The organism is Streptomyces sp. NPDC096324, assembly GCF_044763015.1.
In the GTDB taxonomy this organism is placed as follows: Bacteria; Actinomycetota; Actinomycetes; order Streptomycetales; family Streptomycetaceae; genus Streptomyces.
The window spans coordinates 339,357-357,784 of the sequence record NZ_JBIWFK010000005.1 but is presented as its reverse complement, the minus strand read 5'-3'; the positions used below and the strand labels follow the sequence as shown (position 1 = coordinate 357,784).

The window sequence follows — 18,428 nt, the reverse complement described above, 5'->3', positions numbered from 1 at the left end:
GATCGCGCATTGTAGGGACCACCTGGGGATCCGGTGCAGTCGGCGGACAAAGACGCCGGAACCGACACGTCTCACGTGGTGAAAAACACCCCCCGGTGCGCGGCGGGCGGCCGTAAGCTCACGACATGCAGGTGATCCAGTCCACGAAGCTCGCCAACGTCTGCTACGAGATCCGGGGTCCGGTTCTTGAGGAGGCGATGCGGCTCGAAGCGGCCGGTCACCGCATCCTCAAGCTCAACACGGGCAACCCGGCCGCCTTCGGGTTCGAGTGTCCGCCGGAGATCCTGGAGGACATCCTCCGCAACGTCTCCTCGGCGCACGGCTACGGCGACGCCAAGGGCCTGCTCGCCGCCCGTCGCGCGGTCGTCATGCACAACCAGACCCTCGGCATCGAGACGGACGTCGATCACGTCTTCATCGGCAACGGAGTCTCCGAGCTCATCGTGATGGCGATGCAGGCGCTGCTGGACGACGGCGACGAGGTGCTCGTACCGGCACCGGACTACCCCCTGTGGACCGCCGCGGTCTCCCTGTCCGGCGGCACGGCCGTGCACTACCGCTGCGACGAGCAGTCCGACTGGATGCCCGACCTCGCGGACGTGGAGCGGAAGATCACCGACCGCACCAAGGCGATCGTCATCATCAACCCGAACAACCCGACGGGCGCGGTCTACGACGACGCGATGCTCCGGGGGCTGACGGACATCGCCCGGCGGCACAACCTGCTGGTCTGCTCCGACGAGATCTACGACAAGATCCTCTACGACGACGCCACGCACACCGCGACCGCCAAGATCGCCCCCGATCTGCTCACCCTCACCTTCAATGGCATGTCGAAGGCGTACCGGGTGGCGGGGTACCGCGTCGGATGGATGTCCGTCTCGGGGCCGCGCGCGCACGCCGCCTCCTACATCGAGGGACTGACGATCCTCGCGAACATGCGACTGTGCGCGAACATGCCGGGACAGCACGGCGTGGTGGCGGCGCTCAGCGGACGCCAGACGATCAACGACCTGGTCCTGCCGGGCGGGCGCCTGAAGGAGCAGCGGGACGTCGCCCACGAGCTGCTGACACAGATCCCGGGTGTGACCTGCGTGAAGCCGAAGGGGGCGCTGTATCTCTTCCCGCGCCTCGATCCGAAGGTCTTCAAGGTCAAGGACGACCGGCAGATGGTGCTCGACCTGCTGCGCAGCGAGAAGATCATGGTCGTGCAGGGAACGGGCTTCAACTGGCCCGAACCGGACCACTTCCGGGTGGTGACCCTGCCGACGGTGGCGGATCTGACGGACGCGGTGACCCGGATCGGCACGTTCCTGGACGGCTACAGCCAGCCGTGACGCCCGCCGGGACGCGCCCCGCGCTCACCCAGCGTATGCGCCGCGTCCCAATATGCGAACCAGCTCAACTTTAGACGAATTCCAAGCTAGGATGGCTTCCTGTCAGGCACAGGAGGCCATTCCATGTACGAACCGATCCGCTCGAAGTCGGTCCACACGACGGTCGGCGCCCCCTCCTCCGACTTCCCCCACCGGTCGCGCGAGGAGGAGCTGGACATCCAGCTCGCCGGCCACCTCGCGGCACTGCTCGCCGTCACGGACGAGATCCGCGCGCTCACCCCGTCCGCCGACCTGGACGCGGGCGCCGAACGGCTCACCGAGCAGGTCACCCGGCTGCGCGGCGGCGCCCCGCTCCGCGCGCAGGCCACCCCGGCCGCCTCCGAGCCCGAGGAGTCCCACCTCGTGACCCTCCACCGGCGGGCCCACGCGCTGGCGGGCCGCGCCCTGGTCGTCGCCGCCTCCCGCGCCGACACCGCCGCGGCGATCCTCTCCGCCGAGCGCATGGACGCCCACGCCTCCGCCGCCGAACCGCGCGAGCTGGCGGCCCGCTGACAGACCTCCGGCTCCCCGCCGGCCACCCCCCGGCCTCCGGGCCGGACCTCCGGCCTCCTGGCCGACTCCTCGGGCCCCGGGCCCGAGGCCCCGTACGGCCCCGGTCCGCGCGTCTTCGAACTGACGCGCGGACCGGGTGCCACACCCACCCCGTCCACCCGCGCGGGGCCCCGCGCCGCCCGAAGAGCGGCGGCCCCTCCTCCGGTTGCGTACCGGGACCCGGTGGTCACCCCGTGTTCACCCCCGGGGACGGGGAACGTTGGATTCCGAGGTGCACGCTCCAGGCGTGAGACGCATCGCGGGAATCGTCCTGGCGGTCCTGTTGATCGGCGGAGTGGCAGCAGCCGTCGTCGCGGGCCGCACTGGTCAGGACAAGGGCACGGCAACGAAGACCGTGCAAGGAGTGATCGGTTCGGAGAAGGCGGAGTTCTTCGCCGATCCGGATGTGGTGAAGGCCCTCGCCGCCAAGGGCTACACCGTGAAGACGGAGACCTCCGGGTCCTGGGCCATGGACGGCCGCAGCCTCAAGGGGTACGACTTCGCCTTCCCTTCCAGCCAGGCCCCGGCCGACGAGCTCGCGGACAAGTACCACGTCCGCCAGCCGCTGCCCCGGCCCTTCTACTCACCCCTCGTCGTGGTGGCCCACCGCAGCGCGGCCGAGGTCCTCGCCGCCAACGGACTGGCCACCCTCGACAAGAACACCGGCGCCCTGAAGATGGCCGCCTACCTCGACGCTGCCAGGCACGCGCGGACCTGGCAGCAGCTCAAGGGCACCGAGGCGCACGGTGAACTGACCGGCACGCTGTACATCGCCAGCACCGACCCGGAGACCTCCAACTCGGGCGCCCTCTACCTCGCCGCCGCGTCCTACGTCGCCGACGGCGGGCGCGTGGCCACCGACAACGCCGCCATCGGCCGCACCGCGTCCCTGATGCATCAGCTCATCAGCGTCCAGGGCGCCCAGCAGCCCACCACCGACGCCGCGTTCCACGACTTCGTCAGCGGCGCCGGCAACCCGCTCGTCCTCGTCTACGAGTCACAGGTCGCCGCGCTGCTCACCGAGGGCCAGGACGCCGGAGACCTCACGGTGCTCTACCCGGACACCACCGCCAACAGCGACCACACGGTCGTACCGCTCACGCCCGAAGGCCGCGCGCTGGGTGAACTCCTCAGCACCGACCCGACGTTGCGCCGCCTGGCCGTCAAGCACGGGTTCCGTCCGCAGGGCGCCACCGGCGAGTTCGCGGCGGCCACCGCCGACCGCTCCACCTATCTCAACCAGAAGCTGACCGGCGTCCGGCAGGCGCCCGTGCCTGCCTACAAGGTGCTGCACGAGATGGCGCGCCGGGCCGGGAACCAGGGGGAATGAGCACATGAGCACCGACGACACGTTCACCCTCACACCGCCCGAGGCCGTGGCCCCCGTGCCACCCGAGAAGGCGGGCGGGCTCGTCCCCGTCGACCCGGGGGTGCGGGACGAAATGGCGCGCAGGGCCGCGGAGTACATCGACGGTCTCGCCGTCCTGGACGCCCGCTCACCCGAGTTCGCCGGCAAGGTCGGGGAGATCGCCGGACTCGGGGCCACCGAGATGCGCGGCGCCGCCTCCCAGTCCAACCGCATGCTGGAGCGCACGATCCGCAGCCTGCCCTCCAAGGGCGAGGACGCGCAGTCGCACGTCGCCGGCTCGCTCGTCGAACTCCGGCGCGTGGTCGAGGACCTGGACCCGCGCGACCTGTCCGCGAGCAAGGGCAGGAAGTTCCTGTCCCGGCTGCCGGGCGGCAACAAGCTGCGCGACCACGTCGCCAAGTACGCCTCCGCACAGGGCACGTTGAACAAGATCGTCGGTTCGCTGCGCGGCGGCCAGGACGAACTGCGCCGGGACAACGCGGCCCTCCAGACCGAACGCGTCCGGCTCTGGGAGACGATGGGCAAGCTCCAGGAGTACGTCGTGCTCACCCAGGCCCTGGACACCGCCGTCGAGACGCACATCGCGGGAGTCGACGCCGCCGACCCCGCGCAGGCCGACACGCTCCGCTCCGACGTGCTCTTCCCCGTCCGGCAGAAGCACCAGGACCTGCTCACCCAGCTCGCGGTGTGCGCCCAGGGCTATCTGGCGATGGACGTGGTCCGGCGCAACAACGACGAACTGATCAAGGGCGTCGACCGCGCGGCCACCACCACGGTCTCCGCGCTGCGCATCTCCGTGATGCTCGCCTCCGCGCTCGACAACCAGCGCAAGGTCGTCGAACAGGTCAACGCCCTGCGCGGCACGACGGAGGACCTCATCCGCGGCAACGCCGAGATGCTGTCCACCCAGAGCGGGGAGATCCAGCGCATCGCCGCCGACCCGGCCGTCGGCGCCGAGACCCTGCGCACCGCCTTCCAGGAGATCTACCGCACCCTCGACGCGATCGACACGTACAAGGTCAGGGCGACCGAGACGATGGCCGCGACCGTGGAGTCCCTGACCTCCGAACTCCAGAACGCCGGAGCCTACTTGGAGCGCAGCCGTACGCGGGGCGCCCTGGAGGGCGGGAACGGATGAGAGCGCTCCGACGGGCGGCGGCCGCCGTCGCCCTGCTCGCCCTGACGGCCTGCACGGCCCAGGGGGAATCACCGTCCGGGGACGACGGGAAGCCGCGGTCCGGCACCCTGCGGGTCCTCGCCTCCAGCGAACTGGGCGACATGAAGCCGGTGCTCGACCGGATCGAGCGGGACACCGGCATCAAGGTCAGGCCCACCTACATGGGCACCCTCGCCGCCGTGGACCTGATCGCGCGGGGCGCGTCGGACGACCGGTACGACGCCCTGTGGCTGTCCTCCAACGCCTATCTGCATCTGCGTCCCGAGGCCGCGAGGAAGGTCGTCTCGGAGACGCCCGTCATGTCGAGCCCGGTGGCCATCGGCGTGAAGTCGGCCACGGTGCGCGCCCTCGGCTGGAAGCCGGAGGACGTCACCTGGTCACAGGTGGAGAAGGCCGTGGCGGACGGGAGACTCACGTACGGCATGACCGATCCGGCACGCTCCAACTCCGGTTTCTCCACGCTGATCTCGGTGGCCTCCGCGCTGTCCGGCGCCCAGTCGGCGCTCACGGACGCCGACGTGGCCGAGGCGACCCCCCGGCTGCGCGCGTTCTTCAAGGGACAGAAACTCACGTCGGGTTCGTCGGGCTGGCTCGCCACCGCCTACGAACGCCGCGGCACCGTGGACGCCCTGCTCAACTACGAGTCCGTCCTCAAGGGCGTGAAGGGCCTGACCGTCATCCGCCCGCGCGACGGCGTCGTGACGGCCGACTATCCGCTCTCCTCCCTCGCCGCGTCCTCCAAGGACACCCGGGACACCGTCCGGCGCCTCGCCGAGGCGCTGCGCGCGCCGGCCGCCCAGAAGCTGATCACCGAGCGGACCCACCGCCGCCCGGTCGTCGCCTCCGTCGCCCCGGCGGCCGGACTCGACACCGGACGACGGCGTGAACTCCCCTTCCCCGGCCAACGGTCCGTCGCCGACCATCTCCTCGACTCCTACGAGAACACGCTGCGCCGCCCGTCCCGGACGGTGTACGTCCTCGACACCTCCGGCTCGATGGACGGCGACCGTCTCGACCGGCTCAAGAAGTCCCTCGGCGATCTGACCGGCGACTTCCGCGACCGCGAGGAGGTGACGCTGATGCCGTTCGGCTCGAAGGTCAAGAGCGTCCGTACGCATGTGGTCCGCCCCGCGAACCCGAAGGCCGGGCTCGACGCCATCCGCGAGGACACCCGCGCGCTGAGCGCCGACGGCGACACCGCGATCTACACCTCGCTGGAGAAGGCGTACGAGCATCTGGGCGCCGACGACGACACGTTCACCTCGATCGTCCTGATGACGGACGGCGAGAACACCAGGGGCGCGAGCCCCTCCGACTTCGACGACTTCTACGGCCGGCTGCCCGGCGGACAGCGGGAGATCCCGGTCTTCCCCATCCTGTTCGGCGACTCCGACCGCGGCGAGCTCCAGCACATCGCCGACCTGACCGGCGGCCGTCTCTTCGACGCCCGCAAGGGCTCGCTCGACGGCGCCTTCGAGGAGATCCGTGGCTACCAGTAAGCTCCTCGGCTTCCTCGAATCGCGCAAGAACCTCGCCGGCAGCGCCTGCGGGATCGCCGGACTCGCGCTGACCTTCACCGGTCTCGCGGGCCCGTACTGGCCGGTCGTCGTGGCGGGTCTGTACGGCGCGGGCGCGCTGATCGCGCCGCCGGAGCGCCCCGCCCCGCCCGACTTCCCCGACCCCTCCGCCCAACTGGCCGAACTGCGCGTCGACTTCGGCAAGCTGCGGGAGTACCTGGACGGCGTCGAGCTGCCTCCGGCGGCGGCCGGCCGGCTCACCGAGCTGACCGGGGTCCTCGCCGCCCTGCTCGACCCGGGCTGGGTCGCCGAGATCCTCGCCCAGGACGCCGAGGGCGTACACGCCCTGTCGCGTGCCGTACGCCAGGACATCCCGGAAGCGGTCGACACCTTCGTCCGCACCCGGTGGTGGACCCGGCTGGCCCCCGGCACCGAACCGCCCGAGCGCCACCTGGAGCGTCAGCTCACCGTGCTCCAGGAGGAGTCGGACCGGCTCGCGGCGGCCCTGCGCGAGACGGAGGCGCGGCGCCAGGAGTCCCACACCCGCTACCTGGAGGACCGCGGCCGCTCGCAGTGACCCGAGGGCCGTTCGCGGGTCAGGCGTTCGCCACGATCACCACCAGGATCACCACCGCCAGGATCAGCAGCGCCACCTTCAGCCCCGTGGGCCACGGCTCGCCCGGCGTCGGAACCGGCTGCTGCGGCTGGGGCCGGGGCACGCCGGGCGCCGCGACCGAGGCCGGGACGTTGAACACGTCGTGCCCCGTGAGCGCCGCCCTGCCGCACCAGGGGCACGAGGGCAGATGCGAGCCGAACGCGTGCAGCGGACGGGCCGGGCAGACCCGTACGAGCGCTCGTTCCTTGTCGAGGGCGCGCAGCCACGCCTCCGCGGACGGCCGGGTGGCCGGGTCCTGCACCCCGGGGCCGAAGGCGGTGCGGGCCAGCGCGAGGAGTTCGGGCGGGAGCACGGAGGGGTCGATGGTGCCGCGCGGAATGACGACCCGCTCCGGGCGCACGACGTAGGAGATGCTGGCGGCGATGTTGTCCTTGACCGTCGACTCGGACGCGCTGTCGTGCGGGACGCCGCCGAAGGGGTGGTTCCCGGCCGTCAGGAGCTGGTAGACGAGGACGGCGAGGGCGAACTCGTCCGTGGCCCGGGTGGCGGGGCCGCCCGCCTGCCGCTCGGGGGACGAGTAGTCGGTGGTGTGCATCAGACAGGGGAACAGCTCCCCGGTCACCGGGTCGTTGAAGGCGATCGAGTCGCAGTCGAGGAAGGTGACGAACCCGTTGGCGTCGACGACGACGTTGCTGCTGGAGAAGTCGCCGATGACGAGATCGTCGTAGTGCATGCGCGCCGTCATGAACGCGAGGTTCCAGGCGACGCCGAGCAGGAAGCGCCAGTCGGCCCGGTCGGCGAACAGCTTGAGCCGCTGGGCGCGCGTGAACAGGCCGATGAGCTGGACGTGCTGGGGCTCGCCGAAGCGGCGCATGGCGTAGCCGAGGAACTCGCCCTTCGGGCCGCGCGCGAGCGCGGTGGGCCAGGCCAGTTCGGGCGGCTGGGAGGCGTCGGTGGGACGGGTCACGAGCGGGGACATCGTCAGCATCCGCTTGAGCCGCTGCTCCTCCTTGGGCCCCGGCGTCTCGCGGTACAGCTTGACGACGATGCCGTCGTCGCCGACGACCGGGAAGACGGCCGCCTGGCCGCCGCCCTTCAGGGGCAGCTCGGCGAGGGTCACCGGCCTGCCGTCCAGGAACACCGTGCGCCCGCTCATGGGCGCGCCTTGAGTACGGCCCGCAGCAGGGTCTTGTCGTCGGCGTTGAGCGCGGTGAGCCGGTCCGACCGGAGCAGGGTCCCCAGGCCCTCGTGGGCGCTCGCCGTCACCGGTCCGGGGACGTCCAGGGAGCGGAACACGGCCTCGGCGAAGGAGGTGTTCGGGGACAGCGCGCCGCCCGAGGACCGGTTGAGCGCGGCCTGCGCCAGTCCGTCGGTGGACAGCAGCACCCCGTCGATCCCTTCGTCGGACACACAGTCGGTGTGCACCCAGCGGGCCGCGTCCGGCGAGGTGAGGAAGACCGTCTCGTTGCTGTACTCGCTGGCCGCGGCCGGCTGCGGCAGGAGATGGAACTGCCGCTCACCGTCCTCCGTACCGGCCCGCAGGACGACGAAGCCGTCCCCGAGGGACAGATGGCCGAGCCAGCCCCGTGCGAGCACGACCACGGTGAGCGTGGTCGCGAAGTCCGCCGCGTCGGGGCCCGTGCGGTCCAGGAACACCTTGCACACGTCGTGGAAGGCGTCCCGCAGCAGTTCACGCACCGCCTCGCCGGGGCGCCGGTCCGCCACGGTGGCGGCCCGGCGCGCGAAGTGCTCGGTGGCCAGCTCCACCGCGAGCCGGGCGCCCTCCTCGGAGCGCGGCCGGCTGCCCGCGCCGTCGGCGACGGCGAGGACCGCGACGGACGCCGTCACCGTGTGCCCGCAGGCGTCCTGGCAGGGCTGTCCCTGGCGGCGGTGCCGGTATCCCTCGACGCTCATTCCGTGGATCCGCCACGGCGTGTCCCGCTCGTCGGCTGCCGTCATCACTCAGGAGTCCCATCGGGTCATCGGTCACGATTCCCAGGCCGGGCGCTGTGTCTTGAACTGGCTGAAGATCTTCTCGAAGACCTCGTCGCCCGCGCCCTTCTGCTCGGCGTTGGCGCTCGCGGACATCATCTGGAGCAGTTCGCGGAACGGGAATCCCTGGAGCCGGGCGTTGAACTTCGGCGCGAAGGACCGGAGCACCTGCTCGCCGCGGTCCGTGATGCCGCCGACGCCGATCGCGTACAGCCGGAAGCGGCGGGCCTGCTGCTCATCCGCGAGGACCGGGATCAACCGGTGCCAGGAGTCGGTGAGATGGCCCGTCGCGTCGGTGGGCAGCCCGTCGGTGACGAGGCAGATCTGCGGCCGGTAGTACTGGAGTCCGGAGGCGCGCAGCTCGGCCTTGCGGGCGGCGACGATGTTCATCGACAGTTCGAGTGCCTCGGTCATCAGGGTGACCCCGGCGGCGGCGAGCTGCGGCGGGTGGAACATGTGCGCCGGCACGAAGGGGCTCACGGGCGCGTGCGTGGGCAGGAGCTGGGGTCCGCGCCAGGCGGCGACGCCCTGGCCGCCGAAGGTGACCAGGGCGACCTCGACGCTGTAGCTGAGGCTGACGTCGTCGTGCAGTTCCCGGGTCCACTCCGCGAGCGCGTTGTTGAGCGTCTGGATGGGCTGACCCGCCATGGAGCTGGAGATGTCGAGGCAGAGGACCAGCGGCAGCCGCTGCGCGTTGTTCTCGAACTCGATGTCGGCGTACTCCGCCGGCAGGGTGGGCGGGTAGTCGCTGTGCATGTGGGTCTCTCCTGGTCTCAGGGCCGGGCCGCTTTGGCGTGCCGTCCGGGTGTCGGGGGGAACGCGTAGAGGACGTCGGAGTCCCGCTCCCCGGCCTCGGTGACGTCGACGAGTCCGCCGGGCGCGGGCGGCGGTCGGCCCGGCTCGGCCCACACCGCCCGGTACAGCACGTGGTCCACCTCGACATAGCCCTGCGGGTGCAGTTCGGTGCGTACGACGGCGGGCCGGGCGGGTCCCGGTACGTTGCCGACGCGCCGACCGTGGCTGCGGGGCGCCGGCGTGGCCCGGAGGCGGGTGGTGGCCTCGTCGGGCATCTGTGTACGGGGACGGGCACCGGCCTCGTCGGACACACGGGTACGGGTCGTGGCCTCGTCGGGCGAGGGGGTACGGGGGCGGGTGCGGGGCCGGGGCGCCGTCCCGGCCGGTACGGCACCGACGCCCGGCACGGCGAGCGAACGCCTGGACAGCGTGCCGACGGCGACGGACCTGGCGGAGCGGCGGATCAGGAAGAGCAGGATGCCGAGCAGCAGGACGAGCACGGCGCACAGGACGGTGAGCACCGCGGTGGCGGTGTCCCAGCCGGCGTCGCCGGCCTGGTCGGTGGAGGTTCCGGGGTCCCGGCCCGTGTCGCCGGCCTTCCCGGTGTCCTGCCCCTGCCCCTGCCCCTGCGTCTGACTCTGCCCTTGGCCCTGTCCCTGTCCCTGTTGCCCGGTGGCGGTCTCGTCGCCGCCGGGGTTCGCGGACGAGCCGGCTCCGGAGCCGCTGACGGTGTCCGCGCGGGAGAGGCCGGTGGCCAGGCCGAAACGGACCAGGTCCGCTCCGGTCAGTCGGCCCTTGCCGAGCCGGGCGCACAGGTCACCCTTCTTCTCGGGGGCGCAGGCACCGCGGGCGGCCAGTTCCTCCACGGTCGAGGGCTTCAGCGGGTCGACGACGGCGTCGTCCGCGACGAGCCTGCGCTCGTGGTCCGCCAGGACGAGGAGTGCCGATCCGCCCTCGCCGGTGTGGGCGCCCGACGGCACCTCGACCAGGAGATTGCGGCTCCGGTCCGCCAGGGCCTGCTCGAAGCCCTTGCGGTTCGCGGCCCTGCCGTCGAACGACAGGCTCCGGTCGACGGTGACGCGGACCGTGCCCTCGCCGGCCGAGCGGGCCCAGCAGTCGAGACGCTGCTCGAACGTGCCGCCGCACGGCTCGGCCGCGGTGGCCGGCGTCCCCGGAGCCAATGCGGTCAGAAGCCCGGAGAGCATGATGAGGGAAAGCGAACGCCGCATGAAAAGACCCCCCGTGGCCCTGACACAACACCCCCGTGGCCCTGAAAGGCACTCGCCCATAGTGGCGGAAACCGGCGGGCGTCCGGAAGGGTTTGAGAAACGCGGGGGACATCACTTCTACAACTCGAACACCTGATGGCATCGGGTGAACATCTGTCTCGCCCGCTCCACCCAATCACTGGCCAAAGCATCGAAATCTGTTTGCGTCATTCGACAGGTCAGCGGAAGGTCGCACACACCTGCGAGACAGGGGCGCGGGCCCCGTACGTCCCACACGGACAGCATGGGATGGAGCTGTTCGGTGTTCCACGCGTTCGACGCGGCGGCGGCGAGGGCCAGTTGGTCCTTGCGCAGGAAATGCCCGTCGGTGGCGAATGCGACCAGCAGTCTCTTCGTCGTCATGAATCGGACGGTGACCATCCGGCCCGTTTCCTCCAGGTCGAATCGCATGGAGACGGAAACGGTGTCGGTCACCGTGTGGAAATTCCGTCTCGCCACCCAGGTCTGCACCAACTGTCGCCAGTGCGTTCCGATTTCGAGGATCTCCCGGTTCCGGCCGGAAAAGGAGTCAGGCGTCGCCACGGCCCACCGCCTCGGCGACCATCGCGTCGGTCAGTCCGGCGTCGAGCAGTGCCTGGGCGTGCGACAGCAGACAGGAGGGTACGGACACGCTGGTGCTCTCCTTGCGGCGCTTCATCAGATCCTGGGTGCGCGCCCGGATGGTGTGGGCGACGGTGGGCGGCGGCCAGTCGGCCTGCCGGGGCTCCTGCTCCAGCAGCCCGGCCAGGAGCCGGTCCAGCCGGGGCCGGTCCTCGGGCCGCTTCGCCAGACAGCGCGCGACCAGTTCCCGCATCGGGCCCGCGATGCCGTCGAGTTCGGGGTCGTCGAAGGCCACGCGGTGGCGCACTGCCTCTCCGCTGCCGTGCGGCGGACGTCCGGTGAGCGCGTACACCAGGACCCCGCCGAGGGAGAAGACGTCGCTCTCCGGGCCCACCTTGGCGCCCCTGATCTGCTCGGGGGACATGTAGGGCGGGGTGCCGACGACGACGCCGACCTGGGTGAGTCCGGGGGCCCCGTCCACACGGGAGATCCCGAAGTCGATGACGCGCGGGCCGTCGGAGGCGAGGAGCACGTTGGCCGGTTTGAGGTCGCGGTGCACGACGCGTGCGGCGTGGATGGCCTGCAACGCCTCGACCAGGCCCGCGCCGAGCCGCCGTACCTGCGGCTCGGGCAGGGGTCCGTCGGTGCGGACCGCCTCGGCGAGTGAGGGACCGGCCACGTACAGGGTGGCCAGCCAGGGCAGTTCGGCCTCGGTGTCGGCGTCGACCACGGCCGCGGTGTAGGCGCCGCTAACCACGCGCGCCGCGGCGACCTCGCGGGCGAAGCGCTCCCGGAACTCGCGCTCCGCGGCCAGTTCGGGCCGCACCACCTTGACCGCGACCTCGCGCCCGGCGGGCGAGCGGCCGAGATACACCCATCCCATGCCGCCGGAGCCGAGCCGGCCCACGATGCGGTACGGACCGATCTTCATGGGGTCACTGACAGGCGTACGCACCCCGCCACCTCATTTCGGGGTCCAATGCAGATGTCAGGAGTGTCCCTCGAAATCCGCGCTTTTTCAGCCGTTCCGGCACGGGCGGGGCGCGGGGGACGAAAAAGGCCGGGGTCCCGCGCGGATGCGCGCGGAACCCCGGCGGGTGCGGTCACCGCGGCCGACCGCCGCAACGGTCGCAGGTCAGGGCAACTCGGTTCGGCCGCGGAGTGGTTGAGGGCGTCAGCCCAGGCGCTGCACCAGTGCGCGGTACTCGTCCCACAGCTCCGTCGGCGTGTGCTCGCCGAAGGTGTTGAGGTGCTCGGGGACCAGTCCGGCCTCCTCGCGCCAGACCTCCTTGTCGACCGTGAGCAGGAAGTCGAGGTCGTCGTCGGCCAGTTCGAGACCGTCGGTGTCGAGGGACTCCCGGGTCGGCAGGACGCCGATCGGGGTCTCGACGCCCTCGGCCTTGCCGTCGAGGCGCTCGACGATCCACTTCAGGACGCGGCTGTTCTCGCCGAAGCCGGGCCAGACGAACTTGCCCGCGTCGTTCTTGCGGAACCAGTTCACGTAGTAGATCTTCGGGAGCTTCGCCTGGTCCTTGCCCTTGGCGACGTCGACCCAGTGGCCCATGTAGTCGCCCATGTTGTAGCCGCAGAACGGCAGCATGGCGAAGGGGTCGCGGCGCAGCTCGCCGACCTTGCCCTCGGCGGCGGCGGTCTTCTCGGAGGCGACGTTCGCGCCGAGGAAGACACCGTGGTTCCAGTCGAAGGACTCCGTCACCAGCGGGACGGCGGTGGCGCGGCGGCCGCCGAAGAGGATCGCCGAGATCGGCACGCCCTTGGGGTCCTCCCACTCGGGCGCGATGATCGGGCACTGCGAGGCGGGCGTCGTGAAGCGGGCGTTGGGGTGCGCGGCGGGCGTGCCGGACTCGGGGGTCCAGTCGTTGCCCTTCCAGTCGGTCAGGTGGGCCGGAGTCTCCTCCGTCATGCCCTCCCACCAGATGTCGTTGTCGTCGGTGAGCGCGACGTTGGTGAAGACGGAGTTGCCCCACAGCGTCTTCATCGCGTTGGCGTTGGTGTGCTCACCGGTGCCCGGGGCGACACCGAAGAAGCCGGCCTCGGGGTTGATCGCGTAGAGGCGGCCGTCCTCGCCGAACCGCATCCAGGCGATGTCGTCGCCGATGGTCTCGACCGTCCAGCCGGAGATCGTGGGCTCCAGCATGGCGAGGTTGGTCTTGCCGCAGGCGCTCGGGAAGGCGGCGGCGACGTACTTCGACTCGCCCTGCGGCGGCGTCAGCTTGAGGATCAGCATGTGCTCGGCGAGCCAGCCCTCGTCGCGCGCCATCACGGAGGCTATGCGCAGGGCGTAGCACTTCTTGCCGAGCAGGGCGTTGCCGCCGTAGCCGGAGCCGTACGACCAGATCTCGCGGGTCTCGGGGAAGTGGGAGATGTACTTCGTGGAGTTGCAGGGCCACGGCACGTCGGCCTCGCCCTCGGCCAGCGGCGCTCCGAGCGTGTGCACGGCACGCACGAAGAACCCGTCGGTGCCGAGTTCGTCCAGGACCGGCTGTCCCATGCGGGTCATGGTGCGCATGGACACGGCGACGTAGGCGGAGTCGGTGATCTCGACGCCGATCGCGGAGAGGTCGGAGCCGAGCGGGCCCATGCAGAACGGGACGACGTACATCGTGCGACCGCGCATCGAGCCGCGGAAGACGCCGCCCTCACCGCCCTGGCCCTGGAAGATCTCCCGCATCTCGGCGGGGGCCTTCCAGTGGTTGGTCGGGCCCGCGTCCTGCTCCTTCTCGGAGCAGATGAACGTCCGGTCCTCGACCCGCGCGACATCGGTCGGGTCGGAGGCGGCGTAGTAGGAGTTGGGGCGCTTGATCGGGTCGAGCTTCTTGAAGGTGCCCTTGCGGACGAGCTCCTCACTCAGTCGCTCGTACTCGGCCTCGGATCCGTCGCACCAGACCACACTGTCCGGCTCGGTCAGTTCGGCGATCTCGTTGACCCACGAGATCAGTTCCTTGTGGTTGGTCGGGACGGGAGCCGCGATGTCGCGCGCCACGATTGCTCCTAAATGAGGGGTTTTGTTGTTGTGCCCCGTGGGGGCTGCGACCCGGATGCTTCACGGTGATGGAACCCCTGGCGCTCATCCGGTGCCGACCGCACTCATTTGATGATCCGACCGGGGCGCGCATATGTCCAGAGGGCCTCACACCTGAGCGGAGTGAGCATCGCCACTTCCGGGGAGGTTTCCGCCCGCTCACCCCGGGTTCACCGCGAGTACTCCGGCGGCGCCCGCCAATGGCGTGAGATCATGGCCACTATCGGTGCTCGCTTATGCGGGACTGACGCGTAACTTACGGTTCCGTAGGTACGATTCGGCGCATGACTGCGTCCGTCCCCGACGCGCCCACGGACTCGCCGGCCGCCGGCCGGACGTCCGTCGCGCCATCCTTGTCGGAAGAGATCAAGCCCAAGCTCCGCGGCTGGCTGCACCTCGGCATGTTTCCGGCCGCCCTCGTCTCCGGACTGGTCCTCACCGCCCTGGCGGACTCGCCCCGTGGCCGCATCGCCTGCGGAATCTTCGCCCTGACCGCCTGCCTCCTGTTCGGCGTGAGCGCCCTGTACCACCGCGGCGACTGGAGCCCGCGGATGGACGGCGTCCTGCGCAGACTCGACCACGCGAACATCTTCCTGATCATCGCGGGCACCTACACCCCGCTGACCATGCTCCTGCTGCCGGAGGCCAAGGGGCAGTGGCTCCTGTGGAGCATCTGGGCCGCCGCGGCGGCCGGCATCGCCTTCCGGGTGTTCTGGGTCGGCGCCCCGCGCTGGCTCTACACGCCGTGCTACATCGCGATGGGCTGGGCGGCCGTCTTCTTCCTGCCCGACTTCATGCGCACCGGCGGCATCGCCGTCCTCGTCCTGGTGATCGTCGGCGGACTGCTCTACAGCGCGGGCGGAGTGATCTACGGGATCAAGAAGCCCAACCCGTCACCGCGCTGGTTCGGATTCCACGAGGTCTTCCACTCGCTGACCCTCGCCGCGTTCATCGTGCACTACGTCGGCATCTCCCTGGTGGCCTACCAGCACGGCTGATCCCCACCCCCCACCCCTTCGCCCTTCCCAGTGGCCGCGGCTCCCCAGCCGCGGCCACTGCGCGTTTCCGGCCATCGCCCGGCCACCGCGGGACATCGCGCGGCCACCGCGCACCGCCGCGACGACATCCGCCTCCAACTGAAAGTTGTACTTGATTGACACCTCACCTCTTTTGAGAGCTACTCTCATTTCATGGTGACTCTCACGCAGGACGACGCCGTTCGGCGCGACCCCCGACGCTGGTGGGCCCTCGGGGCCCTGGTCGCGAGCATGCTCGTGCTCGGCTTCGACATGACGATCCTCAACGTGGCACTGCCGACGATGGCCCGGGACCTCGGCGCGTCCACCGGTGAGCAGCAGTGGATGGCGGACGCGTACGTCGTCGTCTTCGCCTCCCTGATGCTCCCGGCGGGACTGCTCGGCGACCGCTTCGGGCGGCGCCGGATGCTCATCACCGGGCTCGTGGTCTTCCTGGCCGGCTCCCTGGCGGGCGCCCTCGTCGACGACGTCACCTGGGTGATCGCCGCCCGGGCCCTGATGGGCGTCGGCGGCGCGCTCGTGATGCCGCTCGCGCTCGCCGTACTGCCCTCGCTGTTCGGACCGGACGAGCGCACCAAGGCGGTCGGAGCCGTCTCCGCCGCCTCGGCGCTGGGTCTGCCGCTCGGCCCGATCATCGGCGGCTGGCTGCTGAACCACTTCTGGTGGGGATCCGTCTTCCTGGTCAACGTGCCGATGGCCGCCATCGGCATCACGGCGTGCGTCCTCCTGCTCCCCGAGACCCGTGACCCCGCCTCACCCCGGGTGGACGCCCTCTCCACCGCGCTCACCGCGGTCGGTCTCAGCGTCCTCGTCTACGCGATCATCGAAGCCCCGTCCCGCGGCTGGGGCGACCCGCTCGTCCTCGGCTGCTTCGCCGCCTCCGTCGTCCTGATCGCCCTGCTCGTCGTCCGCGAACGCCGCAGCCCCCGCCCGATGCTGGACCTGGCCCTGCTCGCACAGCGCGGCTTCCTGCTCAACACCCTCGCCGCGACGCTCGTCATGTTCGTCCTCTCGGGCCTGATGTTCGTGCTGCCGCAGTACCTCCAGGCGGTCCTCGGCCACGACGCCCTCGCGACCGGCGTCCGGCTGCTGCCGATGATGGGCGGGCTGCTGATCGCCTCCCGGGGCGCACAGCCGCTCGTCACCCGCTTCGGGCCCCGCGCGGTGATCAGCGCGGGTCTCGTCGTCCTCGCCTTCGCCGCGTTCCTCGGCAGCCGTACGACCGTCGACGACGGGTACGGGGCCACCGCCCTGTGGCTGACCGTGGCGGGACTCGGCTTCGGCTTCGCCGTGGTGCCCGCGATGTCCACCGCCCTCGGCGCACTCCCCCGCGACCGGGCCGGCAGCGGCTCCGGACTGCTGATGACGGTCCGCCAGGTGGGCAGCGCGATCGGCATCGCCCTGCTCGGCTCGCTGCTCGCGAGCACCTACGCCGACCGGCTCGACACCTCCGCGCTGCCGCGCGCCGCCGCGCGGACCGCCGACGACTCGGTGGTCGGCGCCCACGTCGTCGCCGGCCGGCTCGGCGACCGGGCTCTCGAAGCCTCCGCGAACGCCGCGTACATCCACGGCATGGACCTGGTCCTGCTGGTCAGCGGGATAGCTGCGCTGGTCACCGCCCTGCTGGCGGCGGCCCTGCTGCCGAACCGGCCGCGGTCCGCCCCCACGTCCGAGGAGGGCACCGACATGGCACCGGCCACGGCCGATGCCGGACAATAAGACCCATGGCCGCCACCGCACAGAGTTCCACTCCCGCCGCGGAGCCCCAGCCGGGGCTCCGCGAACGGAAGAAGATCAAGACCCGCATCGCGATCCGCGAGGCGACGTACCGGCTGATCGAGCGGCAGGGGTACGACGCCACGACGATCGAGCAGATCGCGGAGGCGGCCGAGGTCTCCCCCTCCACGGTGTTCCGCTACTTCCCCACCAAGGAGGACATCGTCCTCACGGACGAGTACGACCCGCTCCTCGAACAGGAGCTGCGCGAACGCCCCGCGGACGAGCCGTGGTTCGACTCCCTGCGTCATGTGCTCAGGAAGGCCGTCGGCGTCGGTACCGCGGAGGATCCCGAGGTCAGCAGGCTCCGCACCCGGCTGATGGTCGAGGTGCCCGCGGTGCGTTCGCGGATGATGGAGAGCATGTCCGTCACCGGGCGGCTGCTGAGCCGGGTCATCGGGGAGCGCTCGGGCCGGGACCCGGACGGCCTGGAGGTCCGGGTCTTCGCGATGTCGCTGATCGGCGCCCTGATGGAGACCTCCCTGTACTGGGCCGAGACCGGCCAGGGGGACGACCTCGCCGATCTCGTCGAACGCACCGTGAACGTCCTGGAGCACGGTCTGCCGCCGCGAAACCCGCAGGACCGGAACACACCCCGCATGACATCCTGACGGCGTGAACGGACCGGAGATCCACATCGAATTCGCCCCCGAACTGGGGCTGTTCGTCCCGCACGCCCGCCGCTCCGGGGTCACCCCCGTCGGCACCGACGGCTCTTCCACCCTCGGCCATGTCGTCGAGTCGCTGGGGGTCCCGCTCACCGAGGTCGGCGCCCTGGTCGTGGACGGGCGCGAGGTGCCCTTCTCGCACATCCCGGCCGCGGACGAGTCCGTGCGGGTCCGCGCCGTCGAACGCCCCCAGCGGGTACCCGGCGCGCCGCTGCGCTTCCTCCTGGACGTCCACCTCGGCACCCTCGCCCGCCGGATGCGCCTGCTCGGGGTCGACACGGCGTACGAGTCCACCGACATCGGCGACCCGGCGCTCGCCGCCCGTTCGGCCGCCGAGCGCCGCGTCCTGCTCAGCCGCGACCGCGGTCTGCTGCACCGCCGCGAACTGTGGGCCGGCGGCTTTGTCTACAGCACCCAGCCCGACGACCAACTCCGCGACGTACTCGGCCGGTTCGCGCCCGAGCTGCGGCCCTGGACGCGCTGCACCGCCTGCAACGGCCTGCTCGCCCGGGCCACCAAGGAACAGGTCGCGGACCAGCTCGAGAGCGGCACCGAGCGGTCGTACGACGTCTTCGCCCAGTGCGCCGAGTGCGGGCGCGCCTACTGGAAGGGCGCGCACCACGACCGGCTGGAGACCGTCGTGGAACGCGCCCTCGCGGAGTTCGGGACCTGACGCGGTCCCGC

17 protein-coding genes are annotated in these 18,428 nt (G+C 71.1%); 10 read left to right on the top strand and 7 right to left on the bottom strand.

Annotated features, from left to right (window positions below; translation table 11 throughout):
- Nucleotides 1–125: 125 nt before the first annotated feature.
- The 6 genes from ACIQ7M_RS15685 (at nucleotide 126) to ACIQ7M_RS15660 (ending at nucleotide 6,568) form a co-directional block, all read left to right on the top strand.
- Nucleotides 126–1,337 carry a pyridoxal phosphate-dependent aminotransferase gene (locus ACIQ7M_RS15685; protein WP_386985474.1) on the top strand — a complete coding sequence of 404 codons (1,212 nt, stop codon included), beginning with the start codon at nucleotides 126–128 and terminating at the stop codon, nucleotides 1,335–1,337.
- Nucleotides 1,338–1,460: 123 nt separating this feature from the next.
- On the top strand, nucleotides 1,461–1,889 hold the full coding sequence (locus ACIQ7M_RS15680; RefSeq protein ID WP_403644078.1) for a hypothetical protein: 429 nt from the start codon (nucleotides 1,461–1,463) through the stop codon (nucleotides 1,887–1,889).
- A 286-nt stretch (nucleotides 1,890–2,175) separates the two neighbouring features.
- Nucleotides 2,176–3,258: a substrate-binding domain-containing protein gene (locus tag ACIQ7M_RS15675; protein ID WP_403644075.1), complete on the top strand. Its 1,083-nt coding sequence runs from the start codon at nucleotides 2,176–2,178 to the stop codon at nucleotides 3,256–3,258.
- 4 nt (nucleotides 3,259–3,262) lie between these two features.
- Nucleotides 3,263–4,435: a toxic anion resistance protein gene (locus ACIQ7M_RS15670; protein WP_386982738.1), complete on the top strand. Its 1,173-nt coding sequence runs from the start codon at nucleotides 3,263–3,265 to the stop codon at nucleotides 4,433–4,435.
- Entirely contained in the window at nucleotides 4,432–5,973 is a 1,542-nt protein-coding gene (locus ACIQ7M_RS15665) for a substrate-binding domain-containing protein (RefSeq protein ID WP_403644071.1), read from the top strand. The genes ACIQ7M_RS15670 and ACIQ7M_RS15665 overlap by 4 nt, the downstream gene beginning before the upstream one ends.
- Nucleotides 5,960–6,568 (top strand): hypothetical protein, encoded by a 609-nt coding sequence (locus tag ACIQ7M_RS15660; protein ID WP_403644068.1) that lies wholly within the window; start codon nucleotides 5,960–5,962, stop codon nucleotides 6,566–6,568. The genes ACIQ7M_RS15665 and ACIQ7M_RS15660 overlap by 14 nt, the downstream gene beginning before the upstream one ends.
- A 19-nt stretch (nucleotides 6,569–6,587) precedes the next feature.
- Here the strand turns inward: ACIQ7M_RS15660 and ACIQ7M_RS15655 are convergent, their stop codons facing one another.
- The 7 genes from ACIQ7M_RS15655 to ACIQ7M_RS15625 form a co-directional block, all read right to left on the bottom strand.
- The gene (locus ACIQ7M_RS15655; RefSeq protein WP_355772106.1) at nucleotides 6,588–7,763 is read right to left on the bottom strand and encodes a hypothetical protein; all 1,176 of its coding nucleotides are present in this window, start codon (nucleotides 7,761–7,763) and stop codon (nucleotides 6,588–6,590) included.
- Nucleotides 7,760–8,566 carry a PP2C family serine/threonine-protein phosphatase gene (locus tag ACIQ7M_RS15650; protein WP_403644064.1) on the bottom strand — a complete coding sequence of 269 codons (807 nt, stop codon included), beginning with the start codon at nucleotides 8,564–8,566 and terminating at the stop codon, nucleotides 7,760–7,762. Before ACIQ7M_RS15650 ends, ACIQ7M_RS15655 begins: the two co-directional genes overlap by 4 nt.
- 27 nt (nucleotides 8,567–8,593) lie before the next feature.
- Nucleotides 8,594–9,355 (bottom strand): hypothetical protein, encoded by a 762-nt coding sequence (locus ACIQ7M_RS15645; RefSeq protein ID WP_355772101.1) that lies wholly within the window; start codon nucleotides 9,353–9,355, stop codon nucleotides 8,594–8,596.
- Between the two features lie 17 nt (nucleotides 9,356–9,372).
- Nucleotides 9,373–10,623, bottom strand: a complete 1,251-nt coding sequence (locus ACIQ7M_RS15640; protein ID WP_403644060.1) for a hypothetical protein — start codon at nucleotides 10,621–10,623, stop codon at nucleotides 9,373–9,375.
- Between the two features lie 117 nt (nucleotides 10,624–10,740).
- Nucleotides 10,741–11,205 (bottom strand): hypothetical protein, encoded by a 465-nt coding sequence (locus ACIQ7M_RS15635; protein WP_355772095.1) that lies wholly within the window; start codon nucleotides 11,203–11,205, stop codon nucleotides 10,741–10,743.
- Nucleotides 11,192–12,154: a serine/threonine-protein kinase gene (locus ACIQ7M_RS15630; protein ID WP_355772092.1), complete on the bottom strand. Its 963-nt coding sequence runs from the start codon at nucleotides 12,152–12,154 to the stop codon at nucleotides 11,192–11,194. The genes ACIQ7M_RS15635 and ACIQ7M_RS15630 overlap by 14 nt, the downstream gene beginning before the upstream one ends.
- A gap of 243 nt (nucleotides 12,155–12,397) precedes the next feature.
- A complete protein-coding gene (locus tag ACIQ7M_RS15625; protein WP_389845818.1) occupies nucleotides 12,398–14,224 on the bottom strand; it encodes a phosphoenolpyruvate carboxykinase (GTP) in 1,827 nt (608 codons plus the stop codon).
- A gap of 323 nt (nucleotides 14,225–14,547) precedes the next feature.
- On the opposite strand from ACIQ7M_RS15625, the gene ACIQ7M_RS15620 reads away from it, so the two are divergent.
- The 4 genes from ACIQ7M_RS15620 (at nucleotide 14,548) to ACIQ7M_RS15605 (ending at nucleotide 18,417) form a co-directional block, all read left to right on the top strand.
- On the top strand, nucleotides 14,548–15,261 hold the full coding sequence (locus tag ACIQ7M_RS15620; RefSeq protein WP_403644055.1) for a hemolysin III family protein: 714 nt from the start codon (nucleotides 14,548–14,550) through the stop codon (nucleotides 15,259–15,261).
- A gap of 192 nt (nucleotides 15,262–15,453) precedes the next feature.
- Entirely contained in the window at nucleotides 15,454–17,019 is a 1,566-nt protein-coding gene (locus ACIQ7M_RS15615) for an MFS transporter (RefSeq protein WP_403644052.1), read from the top strand.
- 5 nt (nucleotides 17,020–17,024) lie between these two features.
- Complete coding sequence (locus ACIQ7M_RS15610) at nucleotides 17,025–17,687, top strand: TetR family transcriptional regulator (RefSeq protein WP_355763541.1); 663 nt, start codon at nucleotides 17,025–17,027, stop codon at nucleotides 17,685–17,687.
- Nucleotides 17,688–17,691: 4 nt separating this feature from the next.
- Nucleotides 17,692–18,417, top strand: coding sequence for a Mut7-C RNAse domain-containing protein (locus tag ACIQ7M_RS15605; RefSeq protein ID WP_355763538.1), 726 nt, complete (start codon nucleotides 17,692–17,694; stop codon nucleotides 18,415–18,417).
- Nucleotides 18,418–18,428: the final 11 nt, after the last annotated feature.